This window comes from uncultured Veillonella sp. (assembly GCF_963522475.1).
In the GTDB taxonomy this organism is placed as follows: Bacteria; Bacillota; Negativicutes; order Veillonellales; family Veillonellaceae; genus Veillonella.
Genome location: NZ_CAUQYW010000009.1, coordinates 1 through 18,677 on the forward strand (window position 1 = coordinate 1; position 18,677 = coordinate 18,677).

Annotated in this window: 20 protein-coding genes and 2 tRNA genes; 14 read left to right on the top strand and 8 right to left on the bottom strand. The window is 40.3% G+C overall.

What is annotated here, in order from left to right:
- Positions 1-64 precede the first annotated feature (64 nt).
- Both RWP19_RS06150 and RWP19_RS06155 read left to right on the top strand, forming a co-directional pair.
- A tRNA-Glu gene (locus tag RWP19_RS06150) sits at positions 65-139 on the top strand.
- A 3-nt stretch (positions 140-142) separates the two neighbouring features.
- Positions 143-218, top strand: a tRNA-Val gene (locus tag RWP19_RS06155).
- Positions 219-269: 51 nt separating this feature from the next.
- On the opposite strand, the gene RWP19_RS06160 is transcribed toward RWP19_RS06155, so the two are convergent.
- On the bottom strand, positions 270-593 hold the full coding sequence (locus tag RWP19_RS06160; RefSeq protein WP_314356885.1) for a YnfA family protein: 324 nt from the start codon (positions 591-593) through the stop codon (positions 270-272).
- Positions 594-789: 196 nt separating this feature from the next.
- A complete protein-coding gene (locus tag RWP19_RS06165) occupies positions 790-1,689 on the bottom strand; it encodes a LysR family transcriptional regulator (RefSeq protein ID WP_314356886.1) in 900 nt (299 codons plus the stop codon).
- Positions 1,690-1,986: 297 nt separating this feature from the next.
- Between RWP19_RS06165 and rpsD the strand changes: the two genes are divergently transcribed.
- Positions 1,987-2,574 carry a 30S ribosomal protein S4 gene (rpsD, locus tag RWP19_RS06170; protein ID WP_004695181.1) on the top strand — a complete coding sequence of 196 codons (588 nt, stop codon included), beginning with the start codon at positions 1,987-1,989 and terminating at the stop codon, positions 2,572-2,574.
- A gap of 112 nt (positions 2,575-2,686) precedes the next feature.
- Here the strand turns inward: rpsD and RWP19_RS06175 are convergent, their stop codons facing one another.
- The 6 genes from RWP19_RS06175 to RWP19_RS06200 all read right to left on the bottom strand — a co-directional run bounded on the left by RWP19_RS06175 (position 2,687) and on the right by RWP19_RS06200 (position 6,847).
- The gene (locus tag RWP19_RS06175; RefSeq protein ID WP_314356887.1) at positions 2,687-3,730 is read right to left on the bottom strand and encodes a tyrosine-type recombinase/integrase; all 1,044 of its coding nucleotides are present in this window, start codon (positions 3,728-3,730) and stop codon (positions 2,687-2,689) included.
- Positions 3,731-4,154: 424 nt separating this feature from the next.
- Positions 4,155-5,156: a hypothetical protein gene (locus tag RWP19_RS06180; RefSeq protein ID WP_314356888.1), complete on the bottom strand. Its 1,002-nt coding sequence runs from the start codon at positions 5,154-5,156 to the stop codon at positions 4,155-4,157.
- Positions 5,157-5,215: 59 nt separating this feature from the next.
- Positions 5,216-5,599, bottom strand: coding sequence for a hypothetical protein (locus tag RWP19_RS06185; RefSeq protein WP_314356889.1), 384 nt, complete (start codon positions 5,597-5,599; stop codon positions 5,216-5,218).
- A gap of 28 nt (positions 5,600-5,627) precedes the next feature.
- Positions 5,628-6,164, bottom strand: coding sequence for a hypothetical protein (locus RWP19_RS06190; RefSeq protein WP_314356890.1), 537 nt, complete (start codon positions 6,162-6,164; stop codon positions 5,628-5,630).
- Between the two features lie 17 nt (positions 6,165-6,181).
- Entirely contained in the window at positions 6,182-6,448 is a 267-nt protein-coding gene (locus tag RWP19_RS06195) for an ImmA/IrrE family metallo-endopeptidase (RefSeq protein WP_314356891.1), read from the bottom strand.
- A 21-nt stretch (positions 6,449-6,469) separates the two neighbouring features.
- Positions 6,470-6,847, bottom strand: a complete 378-nt coding sequence (locus tag RWP19_RS06200) for a helix-turn-helix transcriptional regulator (protein ID WP_314356892.1) — start codon at positions 6,845-6,847, stop codon at positions 6,470-6,472.
- A 183-nt stretch (positions 6,848-7,030) separates the two neighbouring features.
- On the opposite strand from RWP19_RS06200, the gene RWP19_RS06205 reads away from it, so the two are divergent.
- From RWP19_RS06205 to RWP19_RS06255, 11 genes are all read left to right on the top strand, one after another.
- Positions 7,031-7,219 (top strand): helix-turn-helix transcriptional regulator, encoded by a 189-nt coding sequence (locus RWP19_RS06205; RefSeq protein WP_314356893.1) that lies wholly within the window; start codon positions 7,031-7,033, stop codon positions 7,217-7,219.
- A 34-nt stretch (positions 7,220-7,253) separates the two neighbouring features.
- On the top strand, positions 7,254-7,502 hold the full coding sequence (locus RWP19_RS06210) for a helix-turn-helix transcriptional regulator (protein WP_314356894.1): 249 nt from the start codon (positions 7,254-7,256) through the stop codon (positions 7,500-7,502).
- 414 nt (positions 7,503-7,916) lie between these two features.
- Positions 7,917-8,096 (top strand): hypothetical protein, encoded by a 180-nt coding sequence (locus tag RWP19_RS06215; RefSeq protein ID WP_314356895.1) that lies wholly within the window; start codon positions 7,917-7,919, stop codon positions 8,094-8,096.
- A 163-nt stretch (positions 8,097-8,259) separates the two neighbouring features.
- Positions 8,260-8,799 (top strand): hypothetical protein, encoded by a 540-nt coding sequence (locus tag RWP19_RS06220; RefSeq protein ID WP_314356896.1) that lies wholly within the window; start codon positions 8,260-8,262, stop codon positions 8,797-8,799.
- Entirely contained in the window at positions 8,792-9,934 is a 1,143-nt protein-coding gene (locus RWP19_RS06225) for a DUF2800 domain-containing protein (RefSeq protein WP_314356897.1), read from the top strand. Before RWP19_RS06220 ends, RWP19_RS06225 begins: the two co-directional genes overlap by 8 nt.
- 3 nt (positions 9,935-9,937) lie before the next feature.
- Positions 9,938-11,584, top strand: a complete 1,647-nt coding sequence (locus RWP19_RS06230) for a YadA-like family protein (RefSeq protein WP_314356898.1) — start codon at positions 9,938-9,940, stop codon at positions 11,582-11,584.
- Positions 11,585-11,609: 25 nt separating this feature from the next.
- On the top strand, positions 11,610-12,170 hold the full coding sequence (locus tag RWP19_RS06235; protein WP_314356900.1) for a DUF2815 family protein: 561 nt from the start codon (positions 11,610-11,612) through the stop codon (positions 12,168-12,170).
- Positions 12,171-12,180: 10 nt separating this feature from the next.
- A complete protein-coding gene (locus RWP19_RS06240; protein WP_314356901.1) occupies positions 12,181-14,115 on the top strand; it encodes a DNA polymerase in 1,935 nt (644 codons plus the stop codon).
- 13 nt (positions 14,116-14,128) lie between these two features.
- Entirely contained in the window at positions 14,129-14,452 is a 324-nt protein-coding gene (locus tag RWP19_RS06245; RefSeq protein WP_314356904.1) for a hypothetical protein, read from the top strand.
- Positions 14,453-15,119: 667 nt separating this feature from the next.
- The gene (locus RWP19_RS06250; RefSeq protein WP_314356906.1) at positions 15,120-16,142 is read left to right on the top strand and encodes a PcfJ domain-containing protein; all 1,023 of its coding nucleotides are present in this window, start codon (positions 15,120-15,122) and stop codon (positions 16,140-16,142) included.
- A gap of 1,126 nt (positions 16,143-17,268) precedes the next feature.
- A complete protein-coding gene (locus tag RWP19_RS06255) occupies positions 17,269-18,564 on the top strand; it encodes a virulence-associated E family protein (protein WP_314356908.1) in 1,296 nt (431 codons plus the stop codon).
- Positions 18,565-18,677: the final 113 nt, after the last annotated feature.

Sequence of the window (18,677 nt, forward strand, 5' to 3'; positions counted from 1 at the left end):
GAGCAATCGGCTGTTAACCGATCGGTCGTAGGTTCGAGTCCTACTCGAGGAGCCAATTTCATATGGCCCGTTGGTCAAGCGGTTAAGACACCGCCCTTTCACGGCGGTATCCCGGGTTCGATTCCCGGACGGGTCACCATATGGACGATTAGCTCAGCTGGGAGAGCGCCTGCCTTACAAGCAGGATGTCGGCAGTTCGATCCTGTCATCGTCCACCAACGTAAGCGGTTATCTTAGGATAACCGCTTTTTGTTATAAAAATAATGGTATTAACGTGGTGCATACATGATGATATAAACGCCCACAAGACATACAAGTCCGCCGATGATATCATATGTGTCTGGTCGCAAACCATCGACGAGCCAACCCCATAAGATAGAAAGAGCAATAAATACGCCACCATAGGCTGCATAAACCTTACCGAAGCTTGCTTCTGGTTGGAAGGTAGGGATAAGGCCATATAAAAATAAGATGATGGCACCAGCCAGTAAATATACAGGGCTTTTATCATCGCGCATATAAAGCCATACTAAATAGCCACCGCCAATTTCAGCTATACCAGCTAGTATGAAAAATAAAATAGATAAGATCATAGTAACCTCACAATATTAATTGAAATCTATTCTCTATTTTACAACTTGTTACGGTAGAGAGCAATTATTTAATAGGCTAAGGTTGATAGTTACTAGTCGTAAAGAAAAATATATTAAATATAGCCGTTAAAAAAGCGTAAGTAAACGAAATTAACAAAACCCGTACACTAATATGCGTACGGGTTTTGTTTCGCGTTTATAAACGTGCTGGTGATTCGCTATGTACATAATCCATGAAAGTATGCATTGTTTCGGATTTAGAATTATTTTTCTTAAAGGCGAAACACACTTGAAGTTTAAATGGTTTTTCTAAAGGTATAAAGCCATCACTGATATTTAAAGAATTTAAAATTTGACGTGCCACGATACAACCAGAATTATTTTTTTTACAGTAGTCAATCATTGTATATGGGTTAGATAAGCGGCTACCACGGATGTGTAAGTTTTGTTGCCCATTTCCTACATAGTTCTTTAATGTGCGATACATAAAGTATTTAGGAGGATACATAAGTAGGGGGTGTTGCTGGATAGCCTTCAAACTAGCTATTTCTATACTATCAATTAAATTTGGTGCATAATATACGAATTCATCTTCTCTAAGGGCAGTTGATTCGTATGCGGACATATCTTTGTTGTTTGGTAAATAGAGTAATGCAATATCGATACGATTTTCACGTAAGTCGAGCATTAACTCCTCTTCTTCCATGTCATAAATGCTGACAGAAAACTCAGGATGGTTTTGGAAGAAGTGGGATACATATCCGTTAAGACGAATGTCCCCTAAACTACGCAATACACCAATATTTAAGATTGGACGCTCTACCTTGCTGGCTAAACGAATTGATTGGATAGCGCGTTCTAATGTATCAAGAACTTGCTCTGCTTCTGGTAGGAATAATTCACCTTCAGGCGTCAAACGGCTACCTCTTGTAGAGCGGGATATTAATTTCACACCAACTAGACGCTCTAATTTTTTCATTTGAGCGCTGAAAGCTGATTGTGTAATGTTCATAGATTGTGCAGCTAATGTAAAGCTTCCTGTTTTATTATAGGTAATAAAACTTTGTAGCTCTTGCATTGTAGGTAACTCTTTCATAGTATTCCCCCAATATTGACATAAAACTCCAATGATACCTATTACCTTTCTTACTAATATTGTAGCATAGAATAATTGTTTTTTCATCTAAATCTATAAAATATGATGAAGCATGCACAATCGATATAGTGAGCAATATTATCGCAAAAAAGTATGGTATAAGTTCGCTATTATGCACTTATTTCAATGACTTTCACCATTATCAATAATTGACATAAGTAAATGAAAATGATATTATACATGAGTACCATTATGTGTAGGTACAAGTTTATATTAATCTTATGAGGTGATAATCACATGGCAACGAGAAGAGAGGCTCGATTCAAACTTTGTCGTCGCTTTGGTGTGAACGTATTCGGTCACGCAAAAGCCTTGAATCGCGTCAAAAAAGACCAACGTCAGAAAAAAATGTCTGAGTATGGCACACAATTATTAGAAAAACAAAAAGTTAAAGCTTACTACAACTTGCTAGAACGCCAGTTCGTACGCTATTATGATAAAGCGAAAAAAATGCAAGGTGTTACAGGTCAAAACATGTTGATCCTTTTGGAACAACGTCTTGATAACCTTGTATATCGCATCGGCTTCGGTAACTCCATTCGTCAAGCTCGTCAAATGGTAAACCATGGCCACATCTTGGTAAACGGTCGTCGCGTAGACATTCCTTCCTTCTCCTGCAAACCAGGCGATGTAATCGAATTGCGCGAAGCATCTCGTGACAACGAAATGTTCAAAACTAACTTCCAAGAACTTCGTTCTTTCGAACTTCCTTACATTGAAAAAGACTTGGAAGGCTTCAAAGCTACATTCACTCGTCTTCCTCAACGTGAAGAACTTCCTATCGAAGTTAACGAAACACTTATCGTCGAATTGTACTCCAAATAAGACATACAGTTCTACAAATGCACAAAGCACAGTACTTATGCGTATAGGTACTGTGCTTTTTCTTTTAAAAATAGTTAAAATTTGTGTGCGTTGCTCAACCGTTGCACAACCTTTAACTAAATGATGACGGTATTTTATTTACTTCTTCGATGTACTGCTCAATCGTTTTATGCGTATACACATCTGCAGTAATGTCTTTACTTTGTGTGTGGCCAACGATAGCTTTTAGCACATAACGATCCATTCCATAATTACTGGCCAAGGTTACAAACGTATGTCTAGTATCGTGTGGTAAGTGGTCAGATATACCGACCTCTTTACAAAATCGTTTTATTGGCTTTCCTAGGTACTTTGATGTGTACCCAGGAGGGATAAGTGTATCAGATTTAGAAACGCTCGCCTTGGCGTAAATTTCGCGGTAAAAAGGCATAACACAATCTGCAATGGGTATGATTCTGTCCTTGCCGGCTTTTGTTTTAACACCGCCTATGACATATCGTTCATCCAGGTGGACGTTTTCCATCTTAATGGATAGTAGTTCAATAGGGCGCATACCGGAGTAGATATACATTAATAGGAGCTTGGCTATATCCATGTGAGCATGTTCCCATATGGTTTGAATTTCGGCCTCTGTAAATGGCTTATGTATGTCTGACTTTTCTGCAGGTTTTAATTCAAGGAGTGCTGCGTAGTTCTTAACGATGATATCGTTCTTAATAGCTGACTCAAAAGCACCATTCAATCCTTTTAATATAATAGCTATAGAGGAACGACTTAAATGGTTATTTTCGTCGATTATAGCCTGTAGGTGCACTAGCTTAATCTCTTGTATAGGTTTATTCCAAATCGAGGTTAACTTCGCTTGTGCGGTCGAATATCCGCCTTTTTTGACGTCTATTCCTTTCCGTTCTTTGTCTGCAATCATCCACCGCCAGCATTCGCTAAATAGGACCTTCTTAGTTTCAAACTTCTCTGGGTAGATGCCATACTCTGATAAGGCGTCCCACGCTTCTTTTGATTTTGCATAGTATCCTATTGTCTTGCGCTTACACTTACCGTTCTCATCGTAGCCATAAGTAACTACTGCACGATATGGCTTGCGTAGTGGCTTATGTTTCATTTTATATACAGTACCTGAGCCGTTGGCTCGTTTCATTGCCATAAAAATAACCTCCTTGGCTTAAATTTGGGTATAAGAAATACGCCTTAGAGGTTTTATGTGATATAATGATATTGGAACAAAAATGAAATACCTCTAAGGTATGTAGTTTTTAGTAGCCCTCACTGCGGTGGGGGCTTATTTTTTTTACAATATATGGTATTGCACTGATTAGCTAGGAAGAATTATAATGAGGATAGGAAAGGAAGGTAATCATATGAATATGTTATATCAATATGTTGGATACGCTGTTTGGTACTGTACATTTATTTCAGCACTATCCGCAATTTTAGCGATACCATTTATATGGATGCCTTCTATTTGGCATTATTCTATAGCTGGTGTTGAAATAACTAAGTATATAATTTGTATTATTGCAGCAATATTAGTTATAACTAATGTAACAATAACTTTACATTAATTAACGAAGCTCTTTTGGGGTCTGAATTTTTAGATCTTTCATAGAGCTTTTTAATTTTTCTAACTCAATTTTAGCCATTTCTTCTTCGTGTCTATTCATTTCTTTATAAAAACTAACGGCCCCTTCAGAATTAATTGAATATTTTTGGCCGGCAATTTCAAAATTAATGTCTGCACCAAATGCAAATAAGGAGAAACCGCCAAGTAAAATAGTAAGAGCAGCAGCACCTCCTATATATTGAATAACTCCAGGAGATTCAACCATCATTTTTATTTCTAGTGCATCTAATTCATTTTCTTTTTCATCAAAGTTAAAACAATCTATATAAGAGAGCGTATTGCTTAATAATGCGTTCATACTACGAGTAGAAATTCCTTTTTCTTGTTCTACGTGTAGGGTTACGTTTAGCTTATTGTTTTTATAATAAATTGAATGTAAGTTTCTATCTATATACATATCATAAGATGATGCATCAGTAATTGTGTTTCTAGCCCACATTAGTTTAAATAGTTGAGGGTCTAACTTATTCTTTTTTATAGTTGTAATCCATTTTATGTCTCTACGCTTTTTGTATCCACAGATTTTGTATCCAACATCTTCATCATCAAGAAAATCATCTACATCGTTTAATTCGTCATCATCCTCAGCATAAATATAGGCATCGCTTGTAATTTCGCCAATGGCCAAATCCCGACTATTTTTTGAAGGAATTAATACAATATCACCTATTTCCATTGTATTGATAAATGTAAGAATCTGATTAACAGCCAATCCAAAGCGACGTTCATTAGGATAAGATTCTTTGAATTTACTTTTTAGTACCTCAATATCGTCATAAGCAGTCATATTCTTTAACTCATTTATATTGCAAAAGTCATCCCAACCTAATGCAATAAAGTTATTAATTTTAAAGTCAGGATAATAATCACCACCTTCTGTCCTGAAGAACCAGTATTTACGACCTGAAGGTATCTCAGGAATAACTATTGTACGTGTTTCCATTTTTCTCCTTTATTACAAAGCCTCTTACCCAGTAGTAGGGTAGGAGGCTTGTTTAGTTGCTAACAGATTTTAGGAACAATGAATTTAACAATTTCTCTCGCAGTTTTAACAGATTCTTCACTAGAGAAGTTAATGTTGTTTTCATCGTTGGTACGGTCAAAGCCTTTCATAGAGGTGTTTTCGTGCCCGTAGGTAGCAAATTCTAGAAAGCCAGTAGTAACACCCGTAGATTTTACTTGAATAGCCAAAATATTCTTTATCGGAATAATCTTGTAGGTACGGTTTCCCAAGTTAAATAGACCACCTTGTGTGCGATCAATAACAACACAGGTATCATATACAAACAAATTAACTCCTCTACCATCTAAGTGGTATAAGTGTTGACCCATAAAGTCCTTTGTAGGGCTTTCGATAACTTTTGGTTCACTGCTAAAAAATCCCATAATAATAACCTCCCTGTATTAGATCCTTTTATATCCCAAATATCCCTCTTAAAATATCTCGATTACGTTCATGCTTAGCTTTCTTTTCGGCTGCTTTTTGCTCTTCAATGCGTTTTTGTTCCTGAAGCTGTGCTTCATCTGCTTTTTGTTTCTTGTAGTCTGCTAATTTAGTATCACGGCCTACCAGTCCTTTTACAGAAGCAATAAGCGCTTCATCACCCATGCCCGGTGCAGCAACATGATTTTGACCATTGAAATTTTGACTTCTCTTTATTTCATCAGATCCATTTATATAAGTATTCCTATCGAATACATCTAATGAATTATTTGAAAAATGAATCTTATACGAAATTAAATCTTGAATTCCTGTAGTTCGTATCCATGCAGCCCACGCTTTGGCAGTGTCTGTCTCAGGATCATAAGACAATGTGTTTAAATCGACTTTCCCTGTGTAGTCAGAATTTGAATAGAACCACTGCCAACGTGCATCATTGAATTCCTTTGCAGATGCAACGGAAACACTCATTGTGGTAACTAGTGCAGCTAATACTAACAATTTTTTCATTTTAAAATCTCCCTGTGTTAAATAATATGATGATAAAAGTCGATTCCGTTAAGGTCTCCATCTTCAACTTGAGACATTCTAACCATACGTTCGACTAAATTAACGTGTTCATCTAAGTAAAAATCATCGTTAATAATATGCATTAACTCATGCTTTATTTCCTCTCGCATGCGGTCATGCGGGAGGTTTTTGTTTATATAGATATTATGAGTATCTATATCTTCACATTCCTCTGACACGGCATTGGCATGTGGCAAGTCGCAGTAAATCAAATTTACAACCAATATAACACTCTCCCTTGTGTATTATTTGTTTTTTAGTTTTAAAAGCTCTATATATTCAACTGCTTTTTCTAAGTCCTCCTTACTTATGTCTTTGGCTGCAGAGAAGAGCATACGGGCCCCTGGACGTGTGCGTAGGTATTCAGCAAACTCAGCTGCTTCAGGGTCGGTGTAATAGCCATCTGTATATTTCTCTACCAGTTCAGATTTAGGAACGCCAAAATAGTTTGCCAATAGTTCAATTTTATCGATTCTAGGATATGTATTTCCCTTTACCCAATCAGTAAACGTAGTATACTTTAACCCTAAATCAGCGCATATTTTATTGCGATCAATTCCGCGGCTATCCATTAGTCGTTGAATATTCTCGGCCATAACAGCCTTGTTACCTAAATCACCCATAAGAACCTCTCAAAACTAGAATATATTAATTAATATACCTATATATTACGATATTTTCGTAATAAAATCAATATTTTACGGAAATTTTACGATAGTTTAAGTTTGGTTTATGGACATTACGGATAAACCGTAGTAGAATGATGACTGTAAACAAGATGTGAGTATCGAGAAAGGAGGTAGCTTATGAAGTATACATTAAAGATGTTAAGGGCTTCAAAAAACTGGTCTCAACTTACGGCATCTAAAGCAATTGGAGTGTCTGTTGATACGTGGGGGAATTGGGAGCGCAAACGCTCTTACCCTGATGTTCCTCACATAAAAAAGATACAAGAAGTATTTGATGTGACGTATGACGACATTATTTTTTTATAGTTGATTACGGTTAAACCGTTACGGAGGATAGGTTATGAAACAATTCGTAATCAGAATGTTCGGCGAATCCATTACGGAACGCATGAACGAGTTAGGCATGACTAAGACGGCGCTGATTAAACAAGCTGAAATCTCGATGGATACGTTAAACCGAGCTATCAAAGGACGGTCAGTACAAATGTCAACGGTCGTTGGTATCTGCTATGCGTTGTGTGTCGATGATACTGAAAGTCACGACTTTTGGGAAACCGATTACTACAACCCTAAATTAGATAGGAGGTAGCTATGAATAAAGAATCCCTCTATGAATTATGTTCTATATGCTTATGGATTTTAGCATTAGGTATATCCTCTAGCATAAGTTTATTCATCCTAGTATGGACGGTTCGACTAGCATTTAGCGTTTAGGAGGACATTATGAATAAGATGTGCATCATATCGATGGTAGGAAGGAGTTACTTATGATCACTAAAACTATTGCTGTGAGCCAAATGGCCACAGTCCTCGGGTGGACATTAACCGCAGTTCGGGAATGCATCGCCCGAGACAAGTTCAAGTTCGCCCAATGCTGGAAGACCGAAGGGAAAAAGGGAAGAACCTTTTCCATAGATAAGGACGGTTTTAGATACTACTTATCTAATACACTCGGATGGACCGATAGCAAAATCGATAAAGAGTTCAAGGAGGCACACATTATATGATGAAAGTAATTTATGTAATTCGTATTATTGCAGCCATATTGGTAGTTGGTGCAGTTGGTTCTATGGATATCGACCGTATCGATTTATGGACTGGTATGTGCCAGGGGTTACTAGGTATCACTCTATGGTTACTCACTGGATACTGGATTGAGGAACTAAAAGAGTATGAACAATAAGCGATGCTCCATCTGTAATAAAAGGATTAAAAGTCCTTACACAAATTGGTCTTACTTAACTGGTAAGCCCCTTATTGTGTGTGACAACTGCAAAGACATACACCCGTGTGTAAATAGAATAGCACGTTTATCCAAACGTGCCTAGTGAAAGGAGGTGAGGACATTGCGAGATTGTACAACGTGCCCTAATAGAGATTACTGCATTCCTGATGAGTGCGAGCACCTGGGCACAAAAAAAAGCACCCCAAAGCACGGCAATGCTAAAGGGCGCATAGAAAAATATCCATTTAAAGTATATCACATCGTTAAACCGAAAGGGAATAGAACAATGATCGAGTTAAAAATCACAGTAGATAAAGCAGTTGAATTAGAACAAGAAGTGAAAGACCTATATCAATCCATCGTAGGTGTTCCAGTTAAAGACGAAAAACCTGCTAAGAGGGAAGCTCCTAAAACTGAACCTGTAAAAAAAGAACCCGCGCCTACAGTGGAACCTGAAAAAGCTAAAGAACCTAAAGTTGAAGTTCCTAGCCTTGAAGCAACTCGTGAAGCAGTAAAAGACGTAATGGCGAAAGCCGACGATAAAACGAAAGCTAAAGGCGAATTCAAAGCCTTCTTAGATAGCATTGGAGCAGAAAAGGTAACATCTGCTACGGATGAACAACGTATTCAAATTATGGAATGGGTGAATAGTCGTGGCTAAGAAACACGCCTTACTAGGTGCATCCAGTAGCGCCAGGTGGTTAGTATGTACTCCTTCAGCAAGACTAGAAGCGATGTTCCCTGATGAACAATCTCCGTATGCTGCGGAAGGCACTGTAGCGCATGACCTGGCAGAAGCAATCCTCCGGCATAAGCTTGAGGGCAAAAAAGCCCCTAAGCTAGATGGCTATTCTACTGAAATGATAGAAGCGGTTAATCGGTATGTAGACATCTGTGAAGAAAAGGTGAACGAGGCTCGTGCCCGTTCATCTGATGCGGAAGCTATGATTGAAGCACGACTTGACTTCTCTAGGTGGGTTCCAGAGGGCTTCGGCACAGGCGATATGGTTACCGTAGCTGATGGCATCCTGGAAGTGATTGACCTGAAGTATGGTAAAGGCGTTCCTGTTAGCGCCGTTGAAAATACACAAATGAGGCTCTATGCATTAGGTGCTTACGATGTAAACGAGTACTTATATGACATTAAAACAGTTCGTATGACCATCGTTCAGCCAAGGCTAGATAGTGTGTCTACCGATGAAATGTCACTTGAAGAATTGCTCGATTGGGGCGAAGATATCAAACCCATCGCACAACGTGCCTGGGAAGGAATCGGCGAATGTACGCCTTGCGATTACTGTAACTTCTGTAAAGCACGACACACCTGCCGAGCACTAGCAGATACTTGCCTTGCTACATTCTATAAGAATGGAGGCAAGCTCAATCAATTACTCACTGACCAAGAAGTATCTGACATCCTGGCGATGAAAGAGTTAATCACGAAATGGATTAAAGGTGTTTACGACTTTGCATACGAAAAAGCCTTATCAGGTGAAAAGCAATGGCCTGGCTATAAATTAGTGGAAGGTACATCAAGACGTACTATCACGGATCCTGAGGTAGCGGCTAAAACATTACTCGATAACGGCTACAAAGAAGAGGAAATCTTCAAGCCTCGAGAACTCGAAGGTATCACTAACCTACAAAAGGTACTCGGCAAAAAGGGCGTTGCCGAATACTTAGAAGCCTATATCGATAAACCGGAGGGCAAGCCTACGCTTGTACCAGAAAGCGATAAACGCCCAGCAATTAATACAGTTGAAACAATGATGAATGAATTTGAAGATGAGGTATAAGAGATGAACAAAACTTTAACAACAGCATTGGCAATTTCCGCGTTAGCAGTAAACGTAGCTGGCGCAACTAGTAATAACACAGTTGGCGGTACAGATAATACTATCTCCGCAACGTCTACAAGCTCCGCATTATGGGGCTTCCAAAATAACATCAACGCTAACAACGCACTTGCTATTGGCACTTCTACTGTAGCAGATGGTAAAAATTCTATTGCTTTTGGCGCTTATGTACAGTCTCATTCTGAGAACACAGTAGCTATTGGCAATAGTGTTACTGCAAACCATGAAAATAGCGTAGGTATTGGCTCGGGTGTTATTAACAACCTTAACAATAGCGTAGGTATTGGTTCGGGGGTTATTACTAATCACGACAATAATATCGCTATTGGCAACGGAGTTACAACTAATCTAACTAACAATATTGGTATTGGTAATGGCGTCGTTACTCATCATGAGAATAGCATTGGTATTGGGTATGGCGTTATTACTAATTTTGACAACAATATTGCTATTGGTAATGGAGTTGTTACTCATCGTAAAGACAATATTGGTATTGGGCATGGAGTTATCACCAAAGGTGAATCCTCTGTAGCTATTGGTTATGGTGTCTCCACAGATAGTAATAATGCGATTGCTATTGGTAATGGTGCTTCTGTAGTCAAAGATGAGTCTGTAGCAATCGGTCATAGTTCTAAAGCGAATACAGTAATGGGTACTCCATCTTATGTGATTAATAGTGAAACACATAATTTTGCAGGAACTATGCCTGTAGGTACTGTATCTATTGGCGATACAAATAAAGAAAGAACTATCACTAATGTTGCTGCTGGTCGAATTTCTAGCGATTCTACTTATGCAATCAATGGCAGTCAATTATTCGCAGTAGTAGATGAAGTAGAAACAAACGCTACTAATATTGCTAACAATAAAACTGCAATTCAAAACAACGCTAATAATATTGATAAAAACGCAAAAGCAATCGCTAAAAATAAAGAGAATATCAAAGATATTGCCGTAGGTCTAAATATGTTAGGGGATGTGGTTAATGATCATGAACAAGCTATTGCAAATAATACAAAAGCTATTAGTAATTTAAACAAAGTTACTGATAATCATGGCAAAGTAATGATTAACCATGAAGGCCGTGTCCAAACTCTCGAACAAGATAACAAAGACATCAAATCTGATGTAGCTAATACTCAAAATCAAGTGAATATCAATACAAAAGATATTGCAGACTTGAAAGGTAAATTTGGTAACGTAGCAGCGATTAATAATGAATTGAATAACAAAGTAAATAATCTCGGACAACGTGTTAATAAATTAGGTGCATCTAGTGCCGCATTAGCTGGTTTACATCCATTAGACTTTAACCGCAATGACAAAGCCTCTTATGCGGTGTCTTATGGACATTACCGCAATGCAAATGCAGTAGCGTTGGGTGCGTTCTACAGACCAAACGAACGAACAATGATTGGTGCTGGTGTTAGTCTTGGTCTTGGTGGTGAAACACAACTCACATTGAACGTAGCTTTCAAAACTGGTAAAGGTAGCGACTACCTAGCAGAAGCGAAAGATGCGCAAAGCCGTATTTCTAAACTCGAAGCACTCGTAAACAAATTAATGTCTGAAGTAGAAGCTAACAAATAATTCATTTAAAGAAGGAGACAGTAACATGGCTAAATTAACAACTGGTATCGTAAGACTTTCCTATGCAAATATCGCACAACCTCGTAAAAATGATGATGGCAAAGCAAAATATAGCTCTCAAATCATCATCGACAAAACAGATAAGAAAACAATCCGTGCTTTTGAAAAAGCAATCGAAGACCTTAAGGCTGATCCAAAAGCAGTAGCTAAGGTAGAAGGTAAAGCCGCATACCTTAAATTGAACTTACGCGATGGCGATACAGACGAAGCAGTAGCAGACCAACCTGAAACATACGCAGGCAAGTTCTTCATCAATGCGAATAGCGATAAGCAACCTATCGTATTCACTCGTGACAAAATCAAGATGGACCAATTCGATATCGAAGAAGAAATTTACTCCGGTGTATACGCGCAGGTTGCATTATCCGTATTCGCTTACAACTTCAATGGTAAAAAAGGTGTAGGTTTTGGCTTAAATGGTGTTCGTAAAGTTAAAGATGGTGACCGCCTAGGTGGTGTTCACGTATCCGCTAGCGACTTTGGTGATGACGATTTAGGCGACCTAGACGATGACGATTTAATCTAAGGAGGCATATATGGAGCTCAGTATTGATGTGGAAACGTATTCCGACTGCCCTATTAAATATGGGGCCCAGCGATACGTTGATGATACAACATTTGAAATACTGCTCTTTGCCTATAGCTTCGATGACGAACCGGTCGAAGTAATTGATATGACAAAGCGTCCACTACCCGAAAGGGTGGTGGACGCTTTGTATAACAAGGAAATTACAAAGACCGCCTTTAACGCAGCATTCGAAATGCTTTGTCTTAAAAAGTACTTCCCTGATGCGGATTACACGAACTGGGAATGTACTTCTGTACTAGCGTTATACTGCAGTTTACCGGCAAGCCTCGATAATGTGTCTAAGGCTTTACGATTAGGTGAAGCCAAAGACGCAAGAGGTAAACGATTAATTCAGTTCTTTTCCGTACCACGAAAACCAACTAAGACGAATCCTAAGACACGAAATATGCCCGAGGATGCGCCTGAAAAATGGGCGGAATACATTGAGTATAACCGCCAGGACGTAGTGGTTGAGAAGGCAATTCGTAAACGCTTACTTTCGCTAAAACCACCGGTTATCGAGCACGGGTACTGGTTACTCGACCAAGATATCAACTGGCGAGGCGTGAAAGTAGATATGGAACTCGTCGATGCAGCGCTTGCTTGTAACGACGAAATCGTGGAAGAAGCTACCGAGTCATCCAAGATATTAACAGGATTAGAGAATCCTAACAGTACTATGCAACTTAAAGAGTGGCTAACTGCAAGGCTAGGATATGATCTAGAAACATTGCGAAAAGACGATGTATCAAGCCTCTTAGAACAGGATATCCCCTCCGATGTACGCAAGGTACTACAAAATAGACAGGTGCTCGGTAATTCCTCCATCAAAAAATACTTGGCCATGAAAAACGCTGTATGTTCAGATGGTCGCATCCACGGTATGCTTCAGTTTTATGGGGCTATGCGTAGTGGACGATGGGCGGGTCGTGTAGTACAACTACAGAACCTACCTCGTAACTACCTAGAAGACTTAGACACAGCACGGGAAGTACTTAAAAGTAGAGACGTAGAAATGCTAGACCTACTATATGGAAATCCTGGTGATGTGATTAAGCAACTTATCCGTACTGCTCTTGTAGCAGAAGACGGGCACCGATTTATTGTGGCTGACTTTAGTGCTATTGAAGCACGTGTTATCGCTTGGCTTGCTCACGAGAAATGGCGTCAGGATGTATTTGCGCAAGGTGGTGACATCTACTGTGCATCCGCATCTAGTATGTTCCACGTACCAGTTGAGAAGCACGGTGTTAATGGACACCTACGGCAAAAAGGCAAGGTAGCTGAATTAGCACTCGGCTATGGTGGCGGTGTAGGAGCTATGAAAGCGATGGACTCAAAAGGAGAAATTCCTGAGAAGGAACTACCTGGTATTATCGAAGCTTGGCGACAAGCTAGTCCACGAATTACGAAATTTTGGAAAGATGCAGACAGCGCAGCAAAGCAAGTAGTGAAAACAGGAGAAACCGTACGAATTAGACAAGGCAATATTAAATTCTTTAAATCGAAAGGCTTCCTGTTCATCGAATTACCGTCCGGTCGAAGACTTGCTTATGCAAGACCTAGACTTGGGCTTAACCGGTTCGGTAGCGAATCGATTGAGTATGACGGTATGGATCAGGTTAAGAATACATGGGGCAGAGTTGAAACCTATGGCGGAAAGCTCGTCGAAAACATTGTACAGGCAGTGGCGAGAGATTGCTTAGCCGCATCAATGCTACGGCTTTCAAAAGCAGGATACAACATTGTAGCCCATATCCACGACGAAGTGGTTATCGAAGCGCCAATAGGCGAAGGCAGTTTAGAAGAAGTAATAGATATTATGTGTGAACCTGAACCCTGGAACGAAGGGCTCATATTAAACGCAGCAGGGTTTGAGAACCCTTACTACATGAAGGATTAGGAGGACAATTCTTATGAAACTCTCAAAACAACAAATTCAACAACAACGCGAAGCAATCGACGGCTTATACGAACTCGTAAAAGATGCACCAGCTAGTGAACGTAAAGATACAGCTATGGCGTACTGCGAAGGATGTATTGCTGCTTGCGACCTCGCGCTTAAGATATTAAATGGCAAGAAAGCAGAAGCTCCTAAGGTGGAAGAACCTGAAGCTACTCCAGCAGTAGTAGAAGAGAAACCCGAAGAAAAGCCAAAACGTAAACGTACTACTAAAAAGAAAGAAGCCCCAGTAGTTGAGGAAACTCCTGAAGAAGATGATTTAGACGATTTGTTATAAGAAAGGATAGCGCCTTATGAAGGTCTTATTCAATCTACAAGTACAAAGGCTGTACGACCTGGTACGGCGCAATCAAGTATCACCTTTTAACCCTGCAAGTTATTACCATGTACCTTGCGAACACTCCTTCGCTAATCTTTGGCCAATGGAATCTAATGGGTTTGGAATAGTGCCTTGCCGGGAATCAGAAGAGTTCTATTGCCCAAGATGTGGAGAGCGGATCCACGCTAAAGGGTTTACTGCGGAAGTTGGATATAGCGCCACCGTTCCTTTATCCCTGGACCTATCAATTATAGATAGGGGCGATAAGCTGGACGTGCAATTTGAGTACGACACAGTGTATGCCGACGGAGATACAGGGATGATCTACAAAGGCTATAAATCTCATGTCATTGATGTGGTGCGGTTTGACTTTAAACAAAGAAAAACCTTTATCATACTTAAGAAACGCTCACGCATTGATGTCGTCGAAGAATCGACGGTTTCCCCTACGCGTTTAAGCAACAGCCCTTCATCATTAGAGTGGTTTGTAGCCACGCCTGACTGCAGGTTACATAATCACCAAGAAGAGCTGAAACGTTTCGCTAAGGTATTAAAAGAAGTGTTCTTCGAGAAGCTTTCAAAGGTCGTAGGTTATAAAGTCAAACGCATTAGACAAGGCGTACAAGTGTCTAACAATTACGGAGCCTTCGATAACCTACTCCATAACTTAGTATGGAAATTACAAGCCCCTGATGCACCAGCTATCAATGATAGCCTTAAAAGAGATTATGACGATTACTATAATCGGAAATTCCCTAATGAGACACTCGGTATGGATAACGTATTAGAGTTAACGATAAAAGGTGATTCCTTTGTAAAGGCCTTAATCAAGGCTCATAACTTACCTGATACCCGATGGGTTCGACGGTTACTACACGATAGGCCTTTCTTCTATACGAAGATCATCAAAGTTATGGCTACGTTATTTAAGAACAAGGACTATCAAAAGGCTATGGTCGATGTTATCAAGAATAACGCCGATAATACAAGTTATATTCAGTCCTGGCCATTATGGCGTGATGACCGTGATTTATCTGTCATCCGTAAATTTGTTAACATCCTTAGCCATCAATACGGTGAGCGCCAGGCGTTCTTATTCATTAGAAATGCGCCGTCCTATCACGATATCAGAGATACAGCTAATATGTATTTTGAGTTATCGAGGAGCCGTCGTAAAGAGGTATGGGGCAGTCGCATCCAGGTGCGTAACCTACACGACACCATCTCGAGAATGCAAAAGTTCGATAAGGTGGAAGACGAAATCGTGCAGCAGCGTAAAGCACATCGCGCTTTAGCTGATATGGTTAACGGGTACCGCTTCATGGCCATCGGTTCTACTCACGGCATCATTGATATGGGAATTCAGCTTAATAACTGTGTTAGCTCCTATATCAAAAAAGTAAAAGCTGAAACGTGTGCTATCGTAGGTGTCTATAAATGTAACGAGCCTGTAGCGTGTATCGAAGTTAATCCGAAGAGTGATGCGGACGACTTCGTAGAGATACACCAGGCTAAACTTAAAAATAATCGTGGTGTCTATGAAGACCACGATATCAACGGAGCTGTAACACAGTGGGTAACATCTCACGGCTTATGCGTTCCGGCGTATGTACGAGATATCCAGTTTGCGAAGGGAGGAGCGATGTAATATGGATACTAATATCATCATAGCTACGGGCAGAAGTCGCTCCGCCCGTAGCTGGAAGTCTGAAAAAATGACTTGGGGTGCTTTGGTCAGTAAATTGGCCGAGCCTACTGTAACGAATGAAACGGCCGCTGAATACGCCAAGATGTCTAAGGCTGATCAAGGTCAAAAGAAAGACGTCGGCGGTTTTGTAGGTGGTTATATTCCTAATAAAGGTAGACGGATTAGAGGTGCTGTTAAAGAGCGGTACTTGATTACTCTTGATGCAGATAACCCTGGTGAAGATTTCATCGTAGACCTTGATATGGAATTAGGCGGTATGGAATACGTACTGTATAGTACGCACAGCCACACAGCTGACAATCCACGATATCGCGTAATCATCCCCGTCGATAGACCTATGACACCAGATGAGTACCAGGCAGTCTCGAGACGGATTGCGGATAACATCGGCATTGAGTTCTTCGACCCTTCTACGCACCAGGCTGAACGCCTTATGTACTGGCCTAGCCATCCTAAGGACGTTGAGTATGTTTACCAGCATAGCGAAGGTTCACTTGTTTCAGTAGATACCTATTTGAGTACTTACAGAGACTGGCGTGATACGAGCCTTTGGCCAACATCGGAAAAGGAATCACAAATTCGCCTTGATGCGGCCAAGAAACAAGGCAACCCTTTAGAGAAAAAAGGCCTTATTGGTGCCTTTTGTAGATGCTACAGTATCACGGAAGCGATAGGAAAGTTTCTCCCTGAAGTCTATGAACCTACAGCAGTCGAAGACCGATACACATACGTAGCCGGTAGCTCAGTAGGTGGGTTAGTGATTTACGATAACGATACCTTTGCTTACTCCAACCATGCGACCGACCCTATCAGTGGCAAGCTCGTTAATGCGTTTGACCTTGTCCGGATCCACTTATTCGGAGATAAGGACCCAGCAGATGAGACCAGCGTCACCAAATTACCAAGCTACAAAGACATGATTGACTTTGTAAACGAAGACGGCGCAGCACCAATCCTGCTCGATAAGGAACGTATGGCGGATATGGAGTTCGAGGATATCACAGACGATGACGAGGACTTTTTATCGAAGCTTAAGCGTGATAAAAACGGTACTCCCGAGTCTGATGTGTTCAACTGTTTAGTAGTACTTAAACAGGACCCTTCTTTAAAAGGTAAAATTCGACTTGACGAATTTGCACACCGCTTAGTCGTGATTGACGATTTACCGTGGCGCGATAAGGACGAAACCCCTTACTGGACGGATACCGACGATGCGTGCCTACGTAACTACTTCGCTACTAAATACCTTATCAAGGGTAAAGGCATCATCGATGATGCCCTCCAGGAAGTAACGCAAGATAATAAATTCCATCCTGTGCGTGAGTACTTAAAGGAATTGTCTTGGGACGGCGAATGTAGACTTGATACTCTCTTTATCGATTACATCGGCGCCGAGGATACCGATTACATTCGAGCGGTTACCCGTAAATGGATGTGTGGTGCCGTAGCTCGTGTTATGGATCCAGGCGTTAAGTTTGATACGGCGATTGTGCTATACGGTTCTCAAGGTTTAGGTAAGTCCCTTATCTTGGAGCGGTTAGGACGTAAATGGTTCAACAATTCTTTAGTTGATATCAAAACAAAAGATGCTTTGGAACAAATTCAAGGGTCTTGGATAGTCGAACTTGCCGAACTGGCACCGACCTACAAGAACGATAATGAAATCGTTAAGGCCTTTATCAGCCGTACCTCTGACCGGTTCCGTTCTCCGTATGGTAGACGCACCGAAGAGTATCCTCGCCAGTGTGTATTCGCCGGTTCCACTAACAATCTTATGTTCTTAAAAGACCGTACCGGTAACCGCCGATTTTGGCCAATTACTGGAGACAAAGACCGGAAGACAAAGAACTCCTGGGACTTGTCAAAGGATGAAATTGACCAATTATGGGCAGAAGCTTACCACTACTGGACTGAAGGTGAACCATTAGTACTTGAAGGAGTACTTGAAGAAGAAGCACTTAGAATTCAATTATCCCATACAGAAGGCGGTGAACTCGTAGGGCTCATTGAGGAATACCTAGAGATGGAACTGCCTGAAGATTGGGAGTCTAAAGATATCTACGATCGCAGGGAGTATATCCGGAATTATGGCGATGACGATTATTGTGGTTCAGTGCAGCGGGAGCGGGTTTGTGCCCTTGAGATATGGTGTGAAGTAATGGAGGGCGACAGGAAGAACCTGCAGAACGCAAAGGCAAGAGAAATCATTGACATTTTGCAATCTATTAAAGGTTGGAGTCCTTATTCTAAGAGCGTTGGTAAGATGCGATTTGGAAAAATGTATGGTGTGCAAAGAGCGTTTATTAGGGAGGACAGTACACTCCAAAATAAAGCAAAAACGATGGCTAAAAATCGTAAATAGCCGTGTTGCCGATTTTTGTTGCCGATTAGGTATTTTTCTAATATTGAAAAGTATCGAAATAATTTTTATTCAACTCTATACATCGATATATTTTGATATAATCTAAAAAATCG

Coding starts and splice junctions, on each gene's coding strand:
- RWP19_RS06185 (WP_314356889.1), bottom strand. CDS start 5,599: ATGGGATTTTTTAGCAGTGAACCAAAAGTTATCGAAAGCCCTACAAAG.
- RWP19_RS06240 (WP_314356901.1), top strand. CDS start 12,181: ATGGAGCTCAGTATTGATGTGGAAACGTATTCCGACTGCCCTATTAAA.
- RWP19_RS06205 (WP_314356893.1), top strand. CDS start 7,031: ATGAAGTATACATTAAAGATGTTAAGGGCTTCAAAAAACTGGTCTCAA.
- RWP19_RS06215 (WP_314356895.1), top strand. CDS start 7,917: ATGATGAAAGTAATTTATGTAATTCGTATTATTGCAGCCATATTGGTA.
- RWP19_RS06180 (WP_314356888.1), bottom strand. CDS start 5,156: ATGGAAACACGTACAATAGTTATTCCTGAGATACCTTCAGGTCGTAAA.
- RWP19_RS06175 (WP_314356887.1), bottom strand. CDS start 3,730: ATGAAACGAGCCAACGGCTCAGGTACTGTATATAAAATGAAACATAAG.
- RWP19_RS06235 (WP_314356900.1), top strand. CDS start 11,610: ATGGCTAAATTAACAACTGGTATCGTAAGACTTTCCTATGCAAATATC.
- RWP19_RS06165 (WP_314356886.1), bottom strand. CDS start 1,689: ATGAAAGAGTTACCTACAATGCAAGAGCTACAAAGTTTTATTACCTAT.
- RWP19_RS06230 (WP_314356898.1), top strand. CDS start 9,938: ATGAACAAAACTTTAACAACAGCATTGGCAATTTCCGCGTTAGCAGTA.
- RWP19_RS06160 (WP_314356885.1), bottom strand. CDS start 593: ATGATCTTATCTATTTTATTTTTCATACTAGCTGGTATAGCTGAAATT.
- RWP19_RS06245 (WP_314356904.1), top strand. CDS start 14,129: ATGAAACTCTCAAAACAACAAATTCAACAACAACGCGAAGCAATCGAC.
- rpsD (WP_004695181.1), top strand. CDS start 1,987: ATGGCAACGAGAAGAGAGGCTCGATTCAAACTTTGTCGTCGCTTTGGT.
- RWP19_RS06210 (WP_314356894.1), top strand. CDS start 7,254: ATGAAACAATTCGTAATCAGAATGTTCGGCGAATCCATTACGGAACGC.
- RWP19_RS06200 (WP_314356892.1), bottom strand. CDS start 6,847: ATGGGTGATTTAGGTAACAAGGCTGTTATGGCCGAGAATATTCAACGA.
- RWP19_RS06190 (WP_314356890.1), bottom strand. CDS start 6,164: ATGAAAAAATTGTTAGTATTAGCTGCACTAGTTACCACAATGAGTGTT.